The sequence below is a fragment of the Streptomyces sp. NBC_00080 genome (assembly GCF_045041255.1).
Classification (GTDB): Bacteria; Actinomycetota; Actinomycetes; order Streptomycetales; family Streptomycetaceae; genus Streptomyces; species Streptomyces coriariae.
In genome coordinates this window covers 4,743,593-4,762,933 of the sequence record NZ_CP108235.1, presented here as the reverse complement: position 1 = coordinate 4,762,933, position 19,341 = coordinate 4,743,593, and the positions used below count along the sequence as shown (strand labels likewise).

19 protein-coding genes and 1 tRNA gene are annotated in these 19,341 nt (G+C 69.6%); 11 read left to right on the top strand and 9 right to left on the bottom strand.

The window, feature by feature from the left end:
- Nucleotide 1 precedes the first annotated feature (1 nt).
- Nucleotides 2–256 carry a cell division protein CrgA gene (crgA, locus tag OHU34_RS21320; protein WP_054242100.1) on the bottom strand — a complete coding sequence of 85 codons (255 nt, stop codon included), beginning with the start codon at nt 254–256 and terminating at the stop codon, nt 2–4.
- 140 nt (nt 257–396) lie between these two features.
- On the opposite strand from crgA, the gene OHU34_RS21315 reads away from it, so the two are divergent.
- The 6 genes from OHU34_RS21315 to OHU34_RS21290 are packed head-to-tail and all read left to right on the top strand — an operon-like array spanning nt 397 to nt 4,611.
- On the top strand, nt 397–1,215 hold the full coding sequence (locus OHU34_RS21315) for a DUF881 domain-containing protein (protein ID WP_142265182.1): 819 nt from the start codon (nt 397–399) through the stop codon (nt 1,213–1,215).
- Nucleotides 1,216–1,248: 33 nt separating this feature from the next.
- Complete coding sequence (locus OHU34_RS21310; RefSeq protein WP_142267948.1) at nt 1,249–1,926, top strand: class E sortase; 678 nt, start codon at nt 1,249–1,251, stop codon at nt 1,924–1,926.
- 52 nt (nt 1,927–1,978) lie between these two features.
- The gene (locus tag OHU34_RS21305) at nt 1,979–2,140 is read left to right on the top strand and encodes a hypothetical protein (RefSeq protein ID WP_142265183.1); all 162 of its coding nucleotides are present in this window, start codon (nt 1,979–1,981) and stop codon (nt 2,138–2,140) included.
- Nucleotides 2,137–2,775 (top strand): aminodeoxychorismate/anthranilate synthase component II, encoded by a 639-nt coding sequence (locus OHU34_RS21300; protein WP_020130625.1) that lies wholly within the window; start codon nt 2,137–2,139, stop codon nt 2,773–2,775. The genes OHU34_RS21305 and OHU34_RS21300 overlap by 4 nt, the downstream gene beginning before the upstream one ends.
- Nucleotides 2,772–3,827: a class E sortase gene (locus tag OHU34_RS21295; RefSeq protein ID WP_142265184.1), complete on the top strand. Its 1,056-nt coding sequence runs from the start codon at nt 2,772–2,774 to the stop codon at nt 3,825–3,827. Before OHU34_RS21300 ends, OHU34_RS21295 begins: the two co-directional genes overlap by 4 nt.
- Before the next feature lie 22 nt (nt 3,828–3,849).
- Nucleotides 3,850–4,611, top strand: a complete 762-nt coding sequence (locus OHU34_RS21290; protein WP_142265185.1) for a class E sortase — start codon at nt 3,850–3,852, stop codon at nt 4,609–4,611.
- Between the two features lie 150 nt (nt 4,612–4,761).
- Here the strand turns inward: OHU34_RS21290 and OHU34_RS21285 are convergent, their stop codons facing one another.
- The 7 genes from OHU34_RS21285 to OHU34_RS21255 form a co-directional block, all read right to left on the bottom strand.
- Nucleotides 4,762–5,439: a restriction endonuclease gene (locus OHU34_RS21285; protein WP_142265186.1), complete on the bottom strand. Its 678-nt coding sequence runs from the start codon at nt 5,437–5,439 to the stop codon at nt 4,762–4,764.
- A gap of 234 nt (nt 5,440–5,673) precedes the next feature.
- Nucleotides 5,674–7,656, bottom strand: coding sequence for a Stk1 family PASTA domain-containing Ser/Thr kinase (gene pknB, locus OHU34_RS21280; RefSeq protein ID WP_142265187.1), 1,983 nt, complete (start codon nt 7,654–7,656; stop codon nt 5,674–5,676).
- A 169-nt stretch (nt 7,657–7,825) separates the two neighbouring features.
- Nucleotides 7,826–9,295: a penicillin-binding protein 2 gene (locus tag OHU34_RS21275; protein WP_142265188.1), complete on the bottom strand. Its 1,470-nt coding sequence runs from the start codon at nt 9,293–9,295 to the stop codon at nt 7,826–7,828.
- Nucleotides 9,292–10,731: an FtsW/RodA/SpoVE family cell cycle protein gene (locus OHU34_RS21270; protein WP_020130620.1), complete on the bottom strand. Its 1,440-nt coding sequence runs from the start codon at nt 10,729–10,731 to the stop codon at nt 9,292–9,294. Before OHU34_RS21270 ends, OHU34_RS21275 begins: the two co-directional genes overlap by 4 nt.
- 27 nt (nt 10,732–10,758) lie before the next feature.
- Nucleotides 10,759–12,282, bottom strand: coding sequence for a Stp1/IreP family PP2C-type Ser/Thr phosphatase (locus OHU34_RS21265; RefSeq protein WP_037735838.1), 1,524 nt, complete (start codon nt 12,280–12,282; stop codon nt 10,759–10,761).
- Nucleotides 12,283–12,422: 140 nt separating this feature from the next.
- Entirely contained in the window at nt 12,423–12,938 is a 516-nt protein-coding gene (locus OHU34_RS21260) for an FHA domain-containing protein (protein WP_020130618.1), read from the bottom strand.
- Between the two features lie 10 nt (nt 12,939–12,948).
- On the bottom strand, nt 12,949–13,821 hold the full coding sequence (locus tag OHU34_RS21255) for a DUF3662 and FHA domain-containing protein (protein ID WP_054242092.1): 873 nt from the start codon (nt 13,819–13,821) through the stop codon (nt 12,949–12,951).
- A 411-nt stretch (nt 13,822–14,232) separates the two neighbouring features.
- Here OHU34_RS21255 and OHU34_RS21250 point away from each other — a divergent pair.
- From OHU34_RS21250 to OHU34_RS21230, 5 genes are all read left to right on the top strand, one after another.
- Nucleotides 14,233–14,316 (top strand) — tRNA-Leu (locus OHU34_RS21250).
- A gap of 225 nt (nt 14,317–14,541) precedes the next feature.
- A complete protein-coding gene (locus OHU34_RS21245; RefSeq protein WP_235034531.1) occupies nt 14,542–14,799 on the top strand; it encodes a hypothetical protein in 258 nt (85 codons plus the stop codon).
- A gap of 275 nt (nt 14,800–15,074) precedes the next feature.
- The gene (locus tag OHU34_RS21240; protein ID WP_405767840.1) at nt 15,075–16,553 is read left to right on the top strand and encodes a DUF2252 domain-containing protein; all 1,479 of its coding nucleotides are present in this window, start codon (nt 15,075–15,077) and stop codon (nt 16,551–16,553) included.
- Between the two features lie 115 nt (nt 16,554–16,668).
- Nucleotides 16,669–17,466 carry a J domain-containing protein gene (locus OHU34_RS21235; RefSeq protein WP_054242089.1) on the top strand — a complete coding sequence of 266 codons (798 nt, stop codon included), beginning with the start codon at nt 16,669–16,671 and terminating at the stop codon, nt 17,464–17,466.
- Between the two features lie 63 nt (nt 17,467–17,529).
- On the top strand, nt 17,530–17,859 hold the full coding sequence (locus tag OHU34_RS21230; protein WP_142267949.1) for a rhodanese-like domain-containing protein: 330 nt from the start codon (nt 17,530–17,532) through the stop codon (nt 17,857–17,859).
- Between the two features lie 221 nt (nt 17,860–18,080).
- Here the strand turns inward: OHU34_RS21230 and OHU34_RS21225 are convergent, their stop codons facing one another.
- On the bottom strand, nt 18,081–19,277 hold the full coding sequence (locus OHU34_RS21225) for an acyl-CoA dehydrogenase family protein (RefSeq protein WP_142265190.1): 1,197 nt from the start codon (nt 19,275–19,277) through the stop codon (nt 18,081–18,083).
- Nucleotides 19,278–19,341 lie beyond the last annotated feature (64 nt).

Below are 19,341 nucleotides of genomic sequence, written 5' to 3'. Positions count from 1 at the left end.
GCTACTTCCACTGCGTGGAGACGCCGAATCCGGCCGCGATGAAGCCGAAGCCGACGACGATGTTCCAGTTGTCCAGCTTGTCGATGGGCAGCGAGCCGTCCGTGACGTAGAAGACCACGATCCAGGCGAGTCCGATGAGGAACATGGCCAGCATCACCGGCGCGACCCAGGCTCGGCTGTTCAGCTTGATGGCGGTCGCCTGCTTCGCCGGGGGCGGCGTGTAGTCGGCCTTCTTGCGGATACGTGACTTCGGCACGAGGGTCTCTCCTGTCGATGCGCTGCGTGGCCGCGCAGGTGCTGGATCGGGCTCGGGGGCTGCGTGCCAGGGGACTGAAGGGCTCCCCCGGGCGTCCGTTAGCGTAGTGCTTCTACGGCGCCGAAGGAGATAAGGGTACGTTGAGCAATTCTGCCGACTCCCCCGGGACGGGTACAACGGGTTCCGCCCCCGAGTCCGCCGGCGACTCCTCCTCCGCCTACGACCGCCGGGGCGGCTTCCGGCCCGTACGGGTGCTCACCGTGGGTGTCTTCGCCCTCGCCGGCCTCCTGTTCTTCACCAGTTTCAACACGGCCAAGGGCACCAACATCCGCACGGACGCCTCCCTGCTGAAGCTGTCCGACCTCATCCAGGAGCGCAGCCAGAAGAACGGCGAGCTGGACGAGACGAACGGGGCCCTGCGCGACGACGTGGAGTCGCTGGCCGAGGCCGACGACGGCAGCACCCAGGCCCAGGACGACAAGCTCGCGGGCCTGGAGAAGGACGCCGGAACCCAGAAGGTCAAGGGCAAGGCCATCACGGTCACCCTCAACGACGCCCCGCCGAACGCCACCGCCAAACTCCCCGGCTACCCGGAGCCGCAGCCCGACTACCTGGTCATCCACCAGCAGGACCTCCAGGCCGTCGTGAACGCGCTCTGGCAGGGCGGTGCCCAGGGCATCAAGGTCATGGACCAGCGGCTGATCTCCACCAGCGCCGTGCGCTGTGTCGGCAACACCCTGATCCTCCAGGGCCGCGTCTACTCACCGCCGTACAAGATCCAGGCGGTCGGCGACCCGGAGAAGCTCCAGCAGGCGCTCGCCGAAGCCCCGGCGATCCAGAACTACATGGTCTACGTGAACGTCTACGGCCTCGGCTGGAAAGTCACCGAGGACGGGGCGGTGACTCTGCCCGGCTACTCGGGCACAGTGGATCTGCACTACGCCAAGCCTGTGGAGTAGTGGAGCAGCGGCCGCCGGGGGGCGCCTGTGTCGGTGCGGGTGATCGTCAGGACGTTCAGCGAGCTGTGCATCACCGCCGGTACCGTCATCGTCCTCTTCGTCGTCTACGTGCTGTTCTGGACCGGAGTGCAGGCCGACCGGGTCATGGGCGACCAGATCGACGACCTCCACGACCAGTGGGCACAGGGGACCGTGGCCCCCGCCCCCGGCGCGAGCGCCACCGCGCAGCCGGCGCCGTACCGGGTCGGCAGGCCCTTCGCGGTGATGTACATCCCACGCCTTGGTTTCACGTGGAACAAGCCGGTGCTCGAAGGCACGGCGACCGGCACCCTGAAGAAGGGGCTGGGGCACTACGCGGGCAGCGCTCGGCTCGGGCAGACCGGAAATTTCTCCGTCGCGGGTCACCGCCGTACCTATGGCGACCCTTTCAAGGACTTTCCCGAGCTCAGGCGGGGTGACGCGGTGGTCCTGACGGACGGGACGACCTGGTTCACCTATCGGATCGACAAAGGGCCCTACAAAACCGTGCCCTCGGACGTCGAGGTGATCGACGCTGTGCCACGTAAGTCGGGGTACACGCGTCCGGGCCGGTACCTGACGTTGACCACGTGCGATCCGGAATGGGGGCACAGTCACCGGCTGATCGTCTGGGCGCACCTGGACTCCACACAGCCCGTGGAGGCAGGCGAACCGAAGGCCCTGCGCCGTTAGTCTGGTGGCGTACGGCGTGAGTCAGGTGCCGTGATGCGACGGAAGGGACGGCATGTACGGCTGGATCTGGCGGCATCTGCCGGGAAACGCGTGGGCCAAGGCGCTGATCTCGATCATGCTGGTCGTGGCCGTGGTGTACGCGCTGTTCCAGTACGTCTTCCCGTGGGCCGAACCGCTGCTTCCCTTCAACGATGTGACGGTGGACAACCAGTGAGCGCGCGCATTCTCGTCGTCGACAACTACGACAGCTTCGTCTTCAACCTGGTCCAGTACCTGTACCAGCTGGGCGCCGAGTGCGAGGTCCTGCGCAACGACGAGGTCTCCACGGCCCACGCCCAGGACGGCTTCGACGGGGTGCTGCTCTCCCCCGGCCCCGGTACGCCCGAGGAGGCCGGCGTCTGCATCGAGATGGTCCGGCACTGCGCGGCCACCGGTGTGCCCGTCTTCGGCGTCTGCCTGGGCATGCAGTCGATGCAGGTGGCGTACGGCGGGGTCGTGGACCGGGCGCCGGAGCTGCTGCACGGCAAGACCTCGCTGGTGGAGCACGAGGGCCGGGGCGTGTTCGCCGGCCTGCCGACCCCCTTCACGGCGACCCGCTACCACTCGCTGGCCGCCGAGCCGGCCACGGTCCCGGCCGCACTCGAGGTCACGGCCCGTACGCACGACGGAATCATCATGGGCCTGCGCCACCGTGAACTGCCCGTCGAGGGCGTCCAGTTCCACCCCGAGTCGGTGCTGACCGAGCACGGGCACCGGATGCTGGCCAACTGGCTGGTGGAGTGCGGCGACCAGGGCGCGGTGGCGAGGTCGGCGGGGCTCGCCCCGGTGGTGGGCAGGGCCTCGGCGTGACCGCGCTGCGCCCCGAGCGCGAGGACTCGTACGGCACGGCGCCGTACGAGTCGTTCGGCGGTGATGCCTACGGAGCCGGTCCCTATGCCGGGGAGCCGTACCAGCCGCCGATCGACGAGGAGACGGTGGCGCTGCGGATACCGCCTGCGTCCATGTTCGGCGGCGGCCCCATATCCGCTTCTGGCGCCTCGACGTCCTCTCCCGCCCCTGGAACCCCGGCAGGCGGTCGCGCGGCCCGCAGAAAGGCCGCCAAGGGCCGTCACGGCCGTCATGGGGGCCCGGGCGAGGTCTCCGAGTCGTACAACGGGGCCGACGCGCCGGGCCAGGACGAGCGGCCGCTGTCACGCGTCGAGGCGCGCCGTCGGCAGCGGGCCCGTAAGCCGAGCGCCGCGGTGGTCGTCAGCCGGGCGGTCGGCGAGGTGTTCATCACCACGGGCGTGCTGATGCTGCTCTTCGTCACCTACCAGCTGTGGTGGACGAACGTGCGGGCGCACGCGCAGGCGGACAAGGAGGCCAGCAGCCTCCAGGACGACTGGGCGAACGGCAAGGGCGCCCCCGGGGTGTTCTCGCCGGGGCAGGGCTTCGCCATCCTGCACATCCCGAAGCTGGACGTGGTGGTGCCGATCGCGGAGGGCATCAGCAACAAGAAGGTCCTCGACAAGGGCATGGTCGGGCACTACGGCGAGAGCCCGCTGCAGACGGCGATGCCCGACGCGAAGACCGGCAATTTCGGGCTCGCGGGCCACCGCAACACACACGGCGAGCCGTTCCGCTACATCAACAGGCTCCAGGCGGGCGACGACATCGTCGTCGAGACGCAGGACGAGTACTTCGTCTACAAGATGGCGTCCTCGCTGCCGGTGACCGCGCCCAGCAACACGAGCGTCCTCGACCCCGTGCCGGCGGAGTCCGGCTTCACCGGGCCGGGCCGGTACATCACCCTCACCACCTGCACCCCGGAGTTCACCAGCAAGTACCGCCTGATCGTCTGGGGCAAGATGGTCGAGGAACGGCCGCGCAGCAAGGGAAAGCCGGATGCGCTCGTCGAGTAGGCGTGCAGTCGAGTAGGGGCAGATGAACGTGGCAGCGACCACCGGCGACACCGAGCACGAAGAGCACGCGCGCGTGGACGCGCCCGATCCCGCGCCGCGGCGCCGCGGTGGCGGCCGGATCGCGTTGGCCGTCAGCGTCTTCGGCGAACTCCTCATCACGGCCGGCCTGGTGCTTGGCCTCTTCGTCGTCTACTCCCTGTGGTGGACGAACGTGGTGGCCGACCGGCACGCGGACCGGCAGGGCGACAAGGTGCGCGACAACTGGGCCCAGCAGGACAGCGGTCCCGGGGCGCTCGACACCAAGGACGGCATCGGCTTCCTGCACGTGCCCGCGATGAGGAACGGCGAGGTGCTGGTCGAGAAGGGCACCTCGTCGAAGATCCTCAACGACGGCGTCGCCGGCTATTACACCGACCCCTTCAAGGCCGCTCTCCCGACGAGCGGCAAGGAGGGCAACTTCACGCTCGCCGCCCACCGTGACGGCCACGGAGCGAAGTTCCACAACATCGACAAGCTGGAGAAGGGCGACCCGATCGTCTTCGAGACGAAGGACGACTGGTACGTCTACAAGGTGTACGCGGTCCTTCCCGAGACCTCGAAGTACAACGTGGAGGTCCTGGGCCGGATCCCCAAGGAGTCCGGCAAGAAGAAGGCCGGCCACTACATCACCCTGACGACCTGCACGCCGGTGTACACGAGCCGCTACCGGTACGTGGTGTGGGGCGAGTTGGAGCGTGTGGAGAAGGTGGACGCGGACCGGACGCCGCCGAAGGAACTGGGCTGAAGCGAAGGCCCTTCTGCACGGGGTCCGTCGCCTGGCATGACGGTGGCCCGAAGCCGCAACTTGCCTGTGCGGCTTCGGGCCTTCTGTCTGGCTTCCGGTCACTCGAGAACCGTCAGGACCGCTCCAGCGCTCAGGTTGCTACGAACAGTGCTACCTCGGAGTCGTGCGGGACCTTGGTTGCCCCGAGGGGCGGGCTTCGAGCCGCTGGAGCCGGGCGTGGTGCTGCCGGAGCCGCTTTTCGACCTGCTGGACGCCTGCGCGGAGGGCGATCAGCTCCCGTTGGTGCTCGCCCGATGTTTCGATCAGGGCGTTGAACATGGGTACGACGGTCTGGCCGAGGATGTGGGTGATGCGCTGGTCGATGCGGTCGTCGAGAGACACGGAGTGCGAGGGGGCCGGGTTGTCCCCGGGCTGCGCCCGCGCCCGGTATTCCATGTCGAGAAGGTATGTGCGCACCTGACGGGCGACTTCACTGTCACGGAGGAGCATCGCGACGTTGAGGACCGCGCGACGGGAGTAGAGAGTGAGGCTGGACCGAGGCTGTGGATAACCCGCCGGATAGCGTGACAGGACGTCACGCTTAAATTCGACCAGGTCAGGGCCCTGCAGGGTGGACATTCCGTTGCCCGACAGCTCGTCGTGGTGCCGTGCTTTGAGCTGGCGGACGGCCTCGGCGGTGACGCCGAAGTACGCCGCCACCATCGCCGTGGTCACATGCATCCCGTCCGGCAGCAGGGACAGTGCCTTCACTCTGTCGAGTACGTCCGTGCGGTCGAGAGCGCTGTCGCGCAGGCTCTTGGATTCCAGCAGTGCCGATTCGTGGATCATGTCTGTCCCTCTGTCCGCGGTCGGGCCGTGCGGCCAGGGCAGAGCTGTGGCATGACACCCCACCCCAATCGATCAACGAGTCGGTCGATATGGAGACACGATCGTTCTGTCGGCGTGGGTTCGGTCGGGTGGAGCAAAGACGTGGGCCCCACCGGACGCATCCGGTGGGGCCACGCTCTTGCCATGTGCGGTCAACCGCCGCGGTCGACCGCCGTGCGGTCAACTGCTGTGCGGTCAACCGCCGGTGCCGCCGAAGAAGTTGACGCCGCCGTTGTTGCCGCCGTTGTTGTTGTCGCCGTTCTTGAAGGCGACCAGGTTGACCGTCTGCCCCTTGTTGACGGTGCTGCCGGGGGCCGGGTCGGAGCTGATCACCTGGGCGTCGTCGTCCGAGTTGCCGGTGATGTTGCCGACGTTCAGACCGGCGTCCTGGAGCGCCTTCTTGGCGTCCTTCACGCTCAGGCCCTGGAGGTTGTTCGGGACCTGGGTCTGGGTGCTCTTGCCGATCTGGATCTGGACCGTGGAGCCCTTGTCGGCCTGGGAGCCGATCGCCGGGACGGTCTGGATGACCTTGCCGACCTGGTTCTGGTCCTGGGTGTCGACCTCGACGCAGTTGCCCTTGAGGTCGTTCTGCTCCATCTGCGCCTTGGCGTCGTCGCAGCTCTTGTTGGAGACGTCGGGGACGGTGGCCTTCTCCTCGGCCTTGGCGATGGTGAGGGTGATGGTGGTCCCCTTCTCCACCTCCTTGCCGAGCTTCAGGCTCTGCTCCAGGACGGTGCCCTCCTCCTCGGTGGACACCTGCTGCTTGGTCTCGACGACGAGCCCGTACTGGTCGCCTTCCAGAAGCGCCTTGGCGTCTTCCAGGCTCTTGCCGAGAACACTCGGCACGGCCACCTTCGGCGCCCCGGTCGACACGACGAGGTTGACGGTGGAGTCCTTGTCGACCTTGGTCCCGGCGTCGGGGTCCTGGTCGCAGATCTTGCCCTTGGGCTGGTCCTCGCAGGCCTTCTGGGTGACCGTCCCCAGCTTGAGGTCGCTGTTGGTCAGCTGTTTCTGGGCGTCGGCCTGGGCCTGGCCGAGCAGGTTGGGCACCGCCACCGACTCGTTGTTCACGCCGCCGCTGAACACCCACTTGCCGATCAGTACCGCGCCGACGAGCACCAGTACCGCGGCGACGACCAGCAGGATCGTCGAGGCGTTGGACTTCTTCTGGCGGCGCCGGTCGGGACGGTCGTCGTAGCCGTAGCTGCCGTCGTCCGGGTTCATGGGGGGCAGCATCGACGTGGCGCCGGCGTCCGCGGAGCGCATGGCCGTGGTCGCCTGGTCGTCGCCGTAGCCGCCGTAGCCGACCGAGCCCATGGCCGCCGTCGCGCCGACCGGCTGGCCGTCGAGGCAGGCCTCGATGTCCAGGCGCATCTCGTCGGCGGACTGGTAGCGGTAGTTCGGGTCCTTGACCAGCGCCTTCAGGACGATGGCGTCCATCTCGGGGGTGATCTCGGGGTCGAAGACGCTCGGGGGCTGCGGCTCCTCGCGGACGTGCTGGTAGGCCACGGCGACCGGGGAGTCCCCGACGAACGGCGGGCGGACCGTGAGCAGCTCGTAGAGCAGACAGCCCGACGAGTACAGGTCGGAGCGGGCGTCGACCTGCTCGCCCTTGGCCTGCTCCGGCGAGAGGTACTGGGCCGTGCCGATGACCGCGGACGTCTGGGTCATCGTCATCCCGGAGTCGCCCATGGCGCGGGCGATGCCGAAGTCCATGACCTTGACCTGGCCGTTGCGCGTCAGCATGACGTTCGCCGGCTTGATGTCGCGGTGGACGATGCCGGCTCTGTGCGAGTACTCCAGGGCCTGGAGGATGCCGATGGTCATCTCCAGCGTCCGCTCCGGCAGCAGCTTGCGGCCGGAGTGGAGCAGCTCACGGAGCGTGGAGCCGTCGACGTACTCCATGACGATGTACGGGATCGAGACCCCGTCGATGTAGTCCTCGCCCGTGTCGTAGACCGCGACGATCGCGGGGTGGTTGAGCGAGGCGGCAGACTGGGCTTCCCGGCGGAACCGGGCCTGGAAGGAAGGGTCGCGCGCGAGGTCCGCGCGCAGCGTCTTCACCGCCACGGTGCGGCCGAGGCGGGTGTCATGCGCGAGATAGACCTCGGCCATGCCACCACGGCCGAGCACATGGCCCAGCTCGTACCGGCCGCCGAGGCGACGCGGCTCTTCCATAGCTACCTACCAGCCCTCTCCGTCGGTCCCGACCGGCACACGTGTGCGGCCGGAGGCTACCGTCCGGGCATACCGTACCCGGACGGCGCTGTGTGACCTGGCCAAGCCCGTCACCCGATACAGGACCGGTATCGCAACGTGCACCGATGTGTAGGCGACGTGATGGGGGTCACTTCTTGCTGTTGATGACTGCCTTCATCACGTCCCTTGCGATCGGGCCGGCGAGACCGCCGCCGGTGATGTCGCCGCGGTCGGCCGCGCCGTCCTCGACGACGACGGCGACGGCCACCGGCGCGCTGCCGTCGGACAGCTTCGCGTAGGAGATGAACCAGGCGTACGGCTTCTCGCTGTTGTTGAGACCGTGCTGGGCGGTACCGGTCTTGCCGCCGACGGTGACGCCGTCGATCTTGGCCTTGCCGCCGGTGCCCTGCGGGTCGTTGACGACCGTCTCCATCATTTCCTGGAGAGCCTGCGCGGTCTTCGACGAGACGGCCTGGGACAGCTGCTGGGGCTCCGTCGTCTCCAGGGTGTCCAGGTTGGGGGCCTTGAGCTGGTCGACCATGTACGGCTTCATCAGCTTGCCGTCGTTGGCGACCGCCGAGGCGACCATGGCCATCTGGAGCGGGGTGGCCGCGTTGGAACCCTGGCCGATGCCGTCCAGGGCGTTCTGCGGCGGGTTGTCCTCGGGGTAGGTGGACTTGGCGGCCCGCACCGGGGTGTCCAGCTCGGTCTCGTTGAAGCCGAACTTCTCCGCCTGCTCGATCATCTTCTCGTTGCCGACGTTGTCGGCCATCTTCGCGAAGACGGTGTTGCAGGACACCATGAGCGCGTAGCGCAGCGTGGCGTTCTTGCAGTCACCGTGCTCGTTGGTGAGCTTGTTCGTGGACTGCGGCAGCGGGAACGGGTCCGGGGTGTCGGTCTTCTCGTCGACGCCGGAGACCTCGCCGTTCTCCAGCGCGGCGGCGGCCGTGACCACCTTGAACGTGGAGCCGGGCGGGTAGGTCTCGCGCAGCGCGCGGTTGAGCATCGGGTCGTCGGCGTCGTTCTTCTTCTGGACGGCGTTCCACGCCTCCTGGTCCGTGTCGGAGGACCCGGCGAACTTCGACGGGTCGTACGACGGCGTGGAGACCAGCGCCAGGATCTTGCCGGTGGAAGGCTCGATCGCGGCGACCGCGCCCTTCTTGTCGCCCAGGCCCTTGTACGCGGCCTTCTGCGCGGCGGCGTTCAGGGTGGTGACGACGCTGCCACCCTCCTTCTCCTTGCCCGTGATCATGTCCAGGGTGTTGCGGAAGAAGAGCCGGTCGTCGTTGCCGCTGAGGATGCCGTCCTCGAGCTTCTCCAGCTGGTTGGCGCCGAAGGCCTGCGAGGAGTAGCCGGTGACCGGCGCCCACATCGCGCCGTTGGACCAGGTGCGCTTGTACTTGTAGTCGCCGGTGGTCTCGACCGAGCCGGTGATGGCCTTGCCTTCGACGATGATGTCGCCGCGCGGGGTGGAGTAACGCGTGATGTTGACGCGGCGGTTCTTGGTGTCGCTGGCGAGGCTGTCCGCCTTGACGTACTGCAGGTAGTTGTCGCGCAGCAGCAGGGTGAGGACCAGGAGGCCGCAGAAGATCGCGATCCGGCGCAGGGGCTTGTTCATGACGGGCGGACCACCTGGGTCATCTCGGCGTCGGGGTTCGAGGCGGGGGCGGGCGCGGGGCGGCGCGCGGTGTCGCTGATGCGGATCAGGATGCCGATCAGCGCCCAGTTGGCGATGACGGAGGAACCGCCGTAGGCCAGGAACGGCATCGTCATACCGGTGAGCGGGATGAGGCCCATCACACCGCCGGCGACGACGAACACCTGGAGGGCGAAGGCTCCGGAGAGGCCGATGGCCAGCAGCTTGCCGAACGGGTCGCGGGCGGCCAGCGCGGTGCGCACACCGCGCTCGACGATCAGGCCGTACAGCAGCAGCAGCGCCATGATGCCGGCCAGGCCGAGCTCCTCGCCGAAGGTGGCGAGGATGAAGTCGGAGTTGGCGGCGAACTTGATCAGCTCGGAGTGGCCCTGGCCCCAGCCGGTGCCGAGGGTGCCGCCGGAGCCGAACGCCCACAGGGCCTGCATGGCCTGCTCGGAGTGGCCGGCGACGCCGTCCTGGGAGAGCGTGTACTCCTTCATCGGGTCGAGCCAGGCCTGGACACGCTGCTGGACGTGGCTCTCGAACTGGGCCACGCCGACCGCGCCGGCCGCGGACATCAGCATGCCGAAGACGATCCAGCTGGTCCGCTCGGTGGCGACGTACAGCATGATGACGAACATTCCGAAGAACAGCAGCGAGGTGCCGAGGTCCGTCTCGAAGACCAGGATCAGGATCGAGATGATCCAGACGACGATGATCGGGCCGAGGTCGCGGCCGCGGGGCAGGTACAGGCCGAGGACGCGGCGGCTGGCCAGGGCGAGCGCGTCGCGCTTCACCATCAGGTAGCCGGCGAAGAAGATCGCCAGCACGATCTTGGCGAACTCACCGGGCTGGATGGAGAAACCGGCGACCGAGATCCAGATCTTGGCGCCGTAGATGTTCTGCCCGAGGCCCGGCACGAGCGGCAGCAGCAGCAGGAAGATCGCGCCGACCATGGAGATGTAGGTGTAGCGCTGGAGGACACGGTGGTCCTTGAGGAAGACCAGCACCACGACGAACAGTGCGATGCCCATCGCCGTGTACAGCAGCTGCCGTGGCGCGGCGGTACCGGCCTGTTCGATCCGCTGCAGCAGCTTGGACTGGTCGAGCCGCCAGATCGCGACGAGCCCGAGCCCGTTCAGCAGCGTGGCCACCGGCAGCAGCAGCGGGTCCGCGTACGGCGCGAACTTGCGCACGACGAGGTGCGCGACGCCGGCCAGCAGGCCGAGGCCGAGGCCGTAGCTCAGGAGGCCGGACGGCACCTCCTCGTTGATGGCGAGGCCCACGTTGGCGTAGGCGAAGACCGGGATCGCGACGGCGAACACCAGCAGCGCGAGCTCGGTGTTGCGCCGGCTCGGTGTACCGATCGAGCCGATCGTGGACGTGTGGTGCGTCGGCGAGTTGGTAGTACTGCTCATCGTGTGACGGGGCCTCTCACGGCTTGCCTACTGCTCACCGCACCGCGAGACGACCTTCTGCTCTTCCTCCGAAAGGCTGGGGCCGGGGGTGGGAGTAGTGGTCGCGGGTGCGGACGGGGACGCGGTTGCCGAGGGGCTCGGCGATGCCTTGGACGTGACGGAGACGGGCGTGGTTCCCGTGGTGCCGCCGGCCTGGCCCTCGCCGGTCTTCGAACCGGTCTTGCTCGCCGTGGGGGTCTCGGCGTGCTTCTTGCATGCGGAGGCCTGGACGGCCAGCTCGTCGATCTTCTTCTGGGCGGCGGACAGGTCGCCCTCGGCGATCGTCGCCTCGACCAGCTTCTGCTGGTAGTCCGGCAGGTACTTGAGTTCGATCTCGGGGTGGTCCTTCTCCACCTTCGACAGCGACACCCAGGCCAGATCCTGGCTGATGCCCCGGTACAGCGCGACGTGCTCGCCGCTGGTGCCGACGTAGTACTGCGTCTGCGTCCAGCGCCAGCCGCCGTACAGGCCACCGCCGATCACGGCGAGCGCGAGCACGCTGTAGAAGGATCTCTTCAGCCACCTACGGCCCTTGCGGGGCTTGACGAAGTCCTCGTCGGTGTAGTCGCCGAAGCCGTCGGTGGGGATGAAACCGGTGATGTCGCCGCCGGAGCCGGGCGGGCCGAACTCGCCGCCTCCGCCGCGCCCTTGCTGCCTGCGGCCGAGGCCCGAGGCGCGCCCTGCCGGGGTCTGCATGATGCCGTTGTCGTGCAGCTGGAGCTGGTTCTCGGCAACCGCGCCGACCACGACCGGGACGTCGGAGAGCTGCCCGGCGAGGGTGTCGCCGGTGTCCAGGTCGAGGACGTCGGCGACGATGACCGTGATGTTGTCGGGGCCGCCGCCGCGCAGCGCGAGCTGGATCAGCTCCTGCACGGTCTCCTGGGGGCCCTGGTAGCTGGCGAGGGTGTCCTCGAGTGTCTGGTGCGAGACGACGCCGGATAGACCGTCGGAGCAGATCAGATAGCGGTCGCCGGCCCGGACCTCACGGATCGACAGATCCGGCTCGACGTGCTCACCGCTGCCCAACGCCCGCATCAGCAGCGACCGTTGGGGGTGGGTGGTGGCCTCTTCCTCGGTGATGCGGCCCTCGTCGACGAGGCGCTGCACCCAGGTGTGGTCCTGCGTGATCTGGGTCAGCACGCCGTCCCGCAGCAGGTACGCGCGCGAGTCGCCGACGTGCACGAGCCCGAGGCGCTGACCGGTCCACAGCAGGGCGGTCAGGGTGGTCCCCATGCCCTCGAGCTGGGGGTCCTCCTCGACCAGTGAGCGCAGCTGGTCGTTGGCACGCTGGACGGCGGTGCCGAGCGAGGTGAGGACGTCGGAGCCGGGGACGTCGTCGTCCAGGGCGACGATGGTGGAGATGGCCTCGGAGGAGGCGACCTCACCGGCGGCGGCGCCGCCCATGCCGTCGGCGATGGCGAGCAGACGGGGACCGGCGTAACCGGAGTCCTCGTTGCCCTCCCGGATCATGCCCTTGTGCGATCCGGCGGCGAAACGCAGAGACAGACTCATGCGCACCTCGCCCGTCGGCCCCGGGTACAGCCGGTCGTGTCGAGCCACACTGCCCACCCTCCGGTCGGGAGCACGCCGGGGCCATGGGTGCCGGCCGCCGCCGCGTGCTCGCTCCGCTCGCACTCACTCATGATGTAGCACTACTTCCGCAGCTCGATGACGGTCTTGCCGATACGGATCGGCGCGCCCAGCGGGATCGGTGTGGGAGTCGTCAGCCGCGATCGGTCGAGGTACGTGCCGTTGGTGGAGCCCAGGTCCTCGACGATCCACTGGCCGTCGCGGTCCGGGTAGATCCTGGCATGACGGCTGGAGGCGTAGTCGTCGTCCAGCACGATCGTGCTGTCGTGCGCCCGGCCCAGAGTGATGGTCTGGCCCTGGAGCGCGACGGTCGTGCCGGTGAGGGTGCCCTCGGACACGACCAGCTTGGTAGGTGCGTTACGACGCGTGCGGCCGGCTGCGGCGGGCTGCTGGCGCTGCTGAGGGGGCGCCTGCTGGCGCTGTGCCTGCTGCGCCCGCCCTGCCTCCCGGCGCGACCCGCGCTGGGTGACACGCGTACCGAAGAGGTCGCTGCGGATGACCTGCACGGCCACGATGACGAACAGCCACAGTACGGCCAGAAAACCCAGCCGCATGACCGTGAGGGTCAGCTCTGACATTGCCCCCGCTTCACCCTTCGGCTTGCCGGTAAATGATGGTGGTGCTGCCCACGACGATCCGCGAGCCGTCGCGGAGCGTAGCGCGGGTGGTGTGCTGCCCGTCCACCACGATGCCGTTGGTGGAGCCGAGATCCTGGATAGTCGAGGGCGAACCGGTCCGGATCTCACAGTGCCGGCGGGATACGCCGGGGTCGTCGATCCGTACGTCGGCCTCGGTGCTGCGGCCCATCACCAGCGTCCCGCGGGAGATCTGGTGGCGGGTGCCGTTGATCTCGATCCAGTGGCGGGCACGTGACCCGGGCTGCGGAGCCCCGGCCAGGCCGCCGGCCGCCGCACCGGGGCGCTGGGCGCTCGCGGCGGGCGGATAGCCGTAGCCGCCGGCCCGGGCGCCGGGCGGCGGAGCGGAAGGCATGGGCGGAGCGGCGGTGCCGGCTCCGGCCCCGGGATAACCGGGCCCGCCGGGACGCTGCCTGCCGCCCGCGGGCGGCTGCTCCGGCGCCTGGCTGCTGGAGGAGGCGAGCGTACGGCTGCGCACCCGGTACAGGCCGGTGTCGAGGTCGTCCGCCTTCTCCAGGTTGACCTTGATCGGGCCCATGAAGGTGTAGCGCTGCTGCTTGGCGTAGTCGCGCACCATTCCGGCGAGCTCGTCGCCGAGCTGGCCGGAGTAGGGGCTGAGCCGCTCGTAGTCCGGCGTGCTCAGTTCCACGATGAAGTCGTTGGGGACGACGGTCCGGTCCCGGTTCCAGATGGTCGCGTTGTTGTCGCACTCGCGCTGGAGCGCGCCGGCGATCTCCACGGGCTGGACCTCGGACTTGAACACTTTCGCGAAGGTGCCGTTGACCAGACCCTCGAGACGCTGCTCGAACTTCTTCAGGACTCCCATGGGGCACCTCCTCCGTAGTGGCTGCTGTCCCGTGCCGTGCTGCTTACCTGGTACTGCTTACTGATCGTATCCACGCGCCGGTGAATCGGCTGGTTCCCCCTGTCGGCCCCGTCGACGGGTGTCGACGCCCTCTTGCGCACCCGCTTCTGCCCAGGATCGTAGAGGTGGCCGAGGACCAGTGTCCCGCACCTGACTGTGGTCCTCGTCCGGCTCCTGGGGAGACGGCCGCCTTAGGTACGAGGTTGATACGTGAACCAGTCACCGCCGAGACGTACGGGGGCCGCCGACGGCCTCCCACCTGCTCCCTGCCCCCGCAGAAGGGATGTGAACGCACCCTGGACCGCGTGCTAATGTTCTGCGTGTCGGAAGGCGCCAGGCCGAAAAGCCCACAAGCCCGAAGACACACCCAATGCGCGGGTGGCGGAATAGGCAGACGCGCTGGATTCAGGTTCCAGTGCCCGAAAGGGCGTGGGGGTTCAACTCCCCCCTCGCGCACAGCTGAAAGCCCCGCAGGTCTTAGACCTGCGGGGCTTTCGCGTATCCCGAAGGTGTTCCGTCCGGCACACGCGTGCGTGTCCAGGCCATGGCTGCTCACGGTGTGTGAGGAACGTCTCAGGCCCGTGCAGGGTGACGACCCGGGCGAGCCATCGGTCGTCGGCGGGGCCTCATGAGGGTGTAGCGGGCTACACCGCGTTCCCCCCGGGGGCGGCCTAGCGTTGGATGTATGGCGCAAACGATCTGGATGACGACGATCCGGCAGGCGGGACGCGCACGGGCCGGTTGCTCGTCGCCGCGCTGATGGCCTTCGGCACCTACCTCTTCGTCACCGTGCTGCTCATCGCCGCCATCGGCACGCTCGTGGTCGTCGGCGCGTGGATGCTGCCCGAGGCGGTGCTGCTGGTCCGCCGGATCGCCGGGGCCAGACGTCGCCAGGGGAGGGGTATGGGCGTTTTGGGCCGGGGGGCGTGTTTCACGTGAAACATTCCCGCTGCCGTGGAGCCGCCCCCGTGGAGCCGCCCCCGTGGGGCCGCCGTCGTGAAGCCGCCCCCGTGGAGCTGTCGCCTTCGGCGAAGGCGGGCGCCGGGCGGGCTGTCCTGCGGGGGTGGACGAGGGAATTTCCACCGGCGGGAGGTTGCCCACAGGAGCTGCCGCCGTGCCGGGCTGCCGCCGTGCCGTCGTCGGGCTGTACGGTCGGCACGAGTTGATGCTCGGCTCGTCGAGCCGACGGACGTACGTGTGCGGGGGAGGCGGTCATGGTGACCGAGGCCGGTGGCGCGGGGACTGAGACGGGTGGGGCACACAGGCTTCCCCGGGTGCGGGGCTTCGCCGAGTGGCCCACCGGGCGCCCCGCCGCGGGACCGGAAGCGGGTGCGGTCCCCGGGTCGCCCCGGCCGGGGTCCCCCAAGGAGGCGGGCAAGGCTCTGCGTGGCCGGGTGCCTCGGTCGGCGCACGCCGCGTTCGACCTGGACCCCTCCCGGCCGGACGCCGTGGCGGCGGTCGAGGAGTCCAGCCGGGGCCGCATCCCGGAGCTGGCCCCGATCCGGGTCGGCCGGATGGCGGCGACGCCGTTCGCGTTCCTGCGGGGCTCGGCCGGACTCATGGCGTACGACCTGGCCAGGACCGCCATGACCGGGATCCGCGCCCAGATCTGCGGCGACGCCCACGCCGCGAACTTCGGTCTGTACGGCGACGCGCGGGGCGGCCTGGTCATCGACCTGAACGACTTCGACGAGACCGTCGACGGGCCCTGGGAGTGGGACCTCAAGCGTCTCGCCGCCTCTCTGGTGCTCGCGGGCCGCGAGGCCGGCGCGGACGAGGACACCTGCCGCCAGGCGGCGCACGGGGTGGCCGGCTCCTACCGCCGCACCATACGGCTGCTGGCGAAGCTCCCCGTGCTGGACGCGTGGAACGCCATCGCCGACGAGGAACTGGTCTCCCACACCGACGCGCACGACCTGCTGGGCACCCTGGAGCGGGTCTCGGAGAAGGCGCGGGCCAACACCAGTGGGCGGTTCGCGGCGAAGTCGACCGAGCCGACGGAGGACGGCGGCCGCCGCTTCGTCGACGCGCCGCCGGTGCTGCGCCGGGTCCCGGACGCGGAGGCCCACGCGGTGGCCGCGTCCCTGGAGCACTACCTGACCACCCTGTCCGAGGACCGCCACCCGCTGCTGGCGCGCCACGCGGTCCACGACGTCGCCTTCCGGATCGTCGGCACGGGCAGCGTGGGGACGAGGTCGTATGTGGTGCTGCTGCTCGACCACCGGGGCGAGCCGCTGATCCTCCAGGTGAAGGAGGCCCGTGCCTCGGCCCTGGTCCCGCATCTGCTGACCGCCGGCTTCGAGGTGCCTGAGGTGGAGCACGAGGGACGCCGGGTGGTCATCGGCCAGAAGCGCATGCAGGTGGTCAGCGACATACTGCTGGGCTGGACGACGGTCGACGGACTCCCCTTCCAGGTAAGGCAGTTCCGCAACCGCAAGGGCAGCGTCGACCCGGCCGCGCTCGCCGCCGACCAGGTCGACGACTACGGCCGGATGACCGGCGCGCTTCTCGCCCGCGCCCACTCCCACAGCGCCGACCCCCGCCTCATCGCCGGCTACTGCGGCAAGAACGAGGAATTCGACGAGGCGATCGCCACCTTCGCCGTCGCCTACGCCGACCGCACCGAGGCGGACCACTCGGACCTGGTCGCGGCGGTACGCGAGGGGCGGATCCCGGCCGAGACGGGCGTGTGAGAGGCGGCCGGGCGGAGTCGGAGCACCGGAAGCCCCCGGGAAGGCAGTCCGGGCAGGGCCCCTGCGGGACCGTCGGCCGGGTGGGTTCGGGGGAGCGTTGGCCTAGGCTGGTCGGGTGACGACCCCCGAAGCTGAGCAGCCTAGGCCCGAGGCACGGCTGGAGCAGGCCGTGCGGGCCGCCGAGCAGGCGTTGATCGAGTTCGAGATCGCGGTGGAGACCTTCCGCGTCGAGGTCGAGAACTTCTCGCGGCTCCACCATCAGAAACTCGGCCCGATGTACGCCCGGCTCGACGAACTGGACGCCCAGATCGCCGAGGCCAAGGCCGCCCGCACCGGTGATCCCGAGGACAAGCGCAAGGCCGCCGAGGCGCGGGCCAGGGTGATGCCGATGCCCGGGGTCGAGGAACTGTTCCACGGCTGGATGGACGGCGAAGGTCTCTTCCCCGAGGCCGAGGCGATGCTCACGGACCAGTCGGTCCGGCCCCCGCAGCGGGTACGGCCCAGCGAGGAGGCCCGCAAGCTGTACCGCGAGCTGGCCCGCAAGGCGCACCCGGACCTGGCTCAGGAGGACGCCGAGCGGGCCCGGCGCGAGGAGTTCATCACCCGCGTCAACGCGGCCTACGCCCGTGGCGAGGAAGCCCTGCTGCGCGAGCTGGCCGAGGAGTGGGCGGCCGGTCCGGCACCCGCGGAGCGGAGCCCGAGCCCCAGCGAGGAGCTCTACGCCCGTCTCGAGTGGCTCGCCCAGCGCAAGGAGATGCTCGCGCTGGTCGCCCGGGAACTGGAGGAGGGCGCGATCGGCTCGATGCTTCGCATGGCGCCGGAGGACCCCGACCGGCTCCTGGACGAGATCGCCGACAAGCTCCTCGCGGACGTCGCCGCCCGCGAGGCGGAGCTGGCCGAGCTGGTGGGCTAGCGGGGACCGGTCGTGTCCTATGTCCGGTCGGGTAGCGTCGGGCGCATGAGTTTCGGAGCTGGTGTGCCCACGGTCGAGGTCGGCGACCTCAAGGACGACGACTTCCTGCTGGACGTCCGCGAGGACGACGAGTGGCAGGCGGGTCACGCCGAAGGGGCACTGCACATCCCCATCAGCGAGTTCGTCGCCCGCTACGGTGAACTGACCGAGGCGGCTCCGCAGGACGGCCGGGTCCACGTGATCTGCCGCTCCGGCGGTCGCTCGGCCCAGGTCACCATGTACCTCGTCCAGCAGGGCATCGACGCCGTGAACGTCGACGGCGGCATGCAGACCTGGGCCGCCGCTGGCCGCCCGGTCGTCACGGACGAGGGAAATTCGGGCTCCGTCCTGTAAGCACCCGGAACGGCAGGTCGTCGGAACGGTAGGTCGTGCGGCCTGCGGGCCGGGGGATCTGCGGGCCGGCGGATCTGCGGGCCGGGCGACCTGCGCGTTCTTGTACCGGCGGTCGCCTCGTCGGGGCGGCGGGTCCGTCGTGCCGGGTCGGCCCGTGCGTTCTGCGCCGGGTCGGTCGGTGGGTTCTGCCGGGTCGGCCGGTGCGTCGTGGCCGGGGGGCGTCAGCCGAGGGGGTGGGCGGCCAGTAGGTCGCCCAGGGCTTCCTCGTGTGCCGCGGCCGGGCCGAGCGACAGTTCCAGGTGCTTGGCCCAGGCGTGGTAGCGGTGCAGCGGGTAGTCGACGTCGGCGCCGAAGCCCCCGTGCAGATGCTGTGCGGTCTGCACGACCCGCCGTACGCCTTCCGAGGCCCAGATCTTGGCCACGGCGACATCCCCGGAGGCCGGCAGCGCGCCCGGCGCCCCGGAGGAGATCCGCCACGCGGCCTGCCACAGCGTGACCTCCATCGCGCGCAGGTCGATGTAGCGGTCGGCGGCCTGCACGGCGACGGCCTGGAACGTCGCGATGGGGTGTCCGAACTGCTCGCGCTTGCCGGCGTACTCGCCGGTCATCGCCAGGACGCGCTCGCCCAGACCGAGCGCCTGCGCGCAGGTCCCCGTGGTCAGCAGGGCGCGCAGCCACTCCCAAGCGCCGTCGGCGGTGATGACGTCCCGGTCGGCGATCCTCGCCGATTCGAGGCGCAGTTCGCCGAGCCGCTCGCCGGTGGTGGAGATCTGCTCGGCGAGCACGACTCCTTCGTGCTCACGGGCGACGACGGCGAGGACGCTCCGGTCGTCCCCGGTGCGCGCCGGTACGACGACGAAGTCGGCGTCGTACGCCCAGGGCACCACCGTCTGCACCCCGTCCAGCACCCACTCGCCGGCGCCCGGCTGCCCCGGGCCGCCCGCACCGTGTTGGTCACCTGTGCCGGTCGCGCCTGCCGTGCCGTTCTGCCGTGCGGTCACGGCGAGTTCGGCCGGATCGTGGCCGGTGCGGCCGTTCGCGGCGACGGTGAGGACGATCTCGCCCCGGCCGGCCCGGGCGAGCAGGGACGACTTCAACTCCGGTCCGCCGTAGGCCTGTAGGGCGGCTGCGGCCGCGCTGCTCTCCAGCAGCGGTACCCGTGCCAGCACCTTCGACGCCTCGCGCAGTACCAGACAGAGCGCGATCGCGTCGAGGCCGGCCCCGCCGAACTCCTCGTCCAGCAGCAGGCTCAGCAGGTCCGCCGAGGCGAGCCTGGCCCACAGTGCGCGGTCGAAGTCGTCGGCCACGGCGCCCCGGGTGAGCGCGGGGCTCGGCACCGCGTCGGGGGCGACCCCGGCGAACACCCCCCGCGCCGCCTCCGCCGCTGCCTGCTGCTCCTCGGTGAAGGTGAAGTCCACGGCCTGTCCTCCCGACGGGTCAGCTGATCTGACGGAGCGTCAAGATAGAACAGGTTCTAGAAGA

What these genes read in the sequence shown, in the direction of transcription:
- OHU34_RS21305 (WP_142265183.1), top strand. Translation starts at nt 1,979, where the DNA reads ATGTACGGCTGGATCTGGCGGCATCTGCCGGGAAACGCGTGGGCCAAG.
- OHU34_RS21290 (WP_142265185.1), top strand. Translation starts at nt 3,850, where the DNA reads ATGAACGTGGCAGCGACCACCGGCGACACCGAGCACGAAGAGCACGCG.
- OHU34_RS21285 (WP_142265186.1), bottom strand. Translation starts at nt 5,439, where the DNA reads ATGATCCACGAATCGGCACTGCTGGAATCCAAGAGCCTGCGCGACAGC.
- pknB (WP_142265187.1), bottom strand. Translation starts at nt 7,656, where the DNA reads ATGGAAGAGCCGCGTCGCCTCGGCGGCCGGTACGAGCTGGGCCATGTG.
- OHU34_RS21275 (WP_142265188.1), bottom strand. Translation starts at nt 9,295, where the DNA reads ATGAACAAGCCCCTGCGCCGGATCGCGATCTTCTGCGGCCTCCTGGTC.
- OHU34_RS21270 (WP_020130620.1), bottom strand. Translation starts at nt 10,731, where the DNA reads ATGAGCAGTACTACCAACTCGCCGACGCACCACACGTCCACGATCGGC.
- OHU34_RS21265 (WP_037735838.1), bottom strand. Translation starts at nt 12,282, where the DNA reads ATGAGTCTGTCTCTGCGTTTCGCCGCCGGATCGCACAAGGGCATGATC.
- OHU34_RS21260 (WP_020130618.1), bottom strand. Translation starts at nt 12,938, where the DNA reads ATGTCAGAGCTGACCCTCACGGTCATGCGGCTGGGTTTTCTGGCCGTA.
- OHU34_RS21255 (WP_054242092.1), bottom strand. Translation starts at nt 13,821, where the DNA reads ATGGGAGTCCTGAAGAAGTTCGAGCAGCGTCTCGAGGGTCTGGTCAAC.
- OHU34_RS21245 (WP_235034531.1), top strand. Translation starts at nt 14,542, where the DNA reads ATGTATGGCGCAAACGATCTGGATGACGACGATCCGGCAGGCGGGACG.
- OHU34_RS21240 (WP_405767840.1), top strand. Translation starts at nt 15,075, where the DNA reads ATGGTGACCGAGGCCGGTGGCGCGGGGACTGAGACGGGTGGGGCACAC.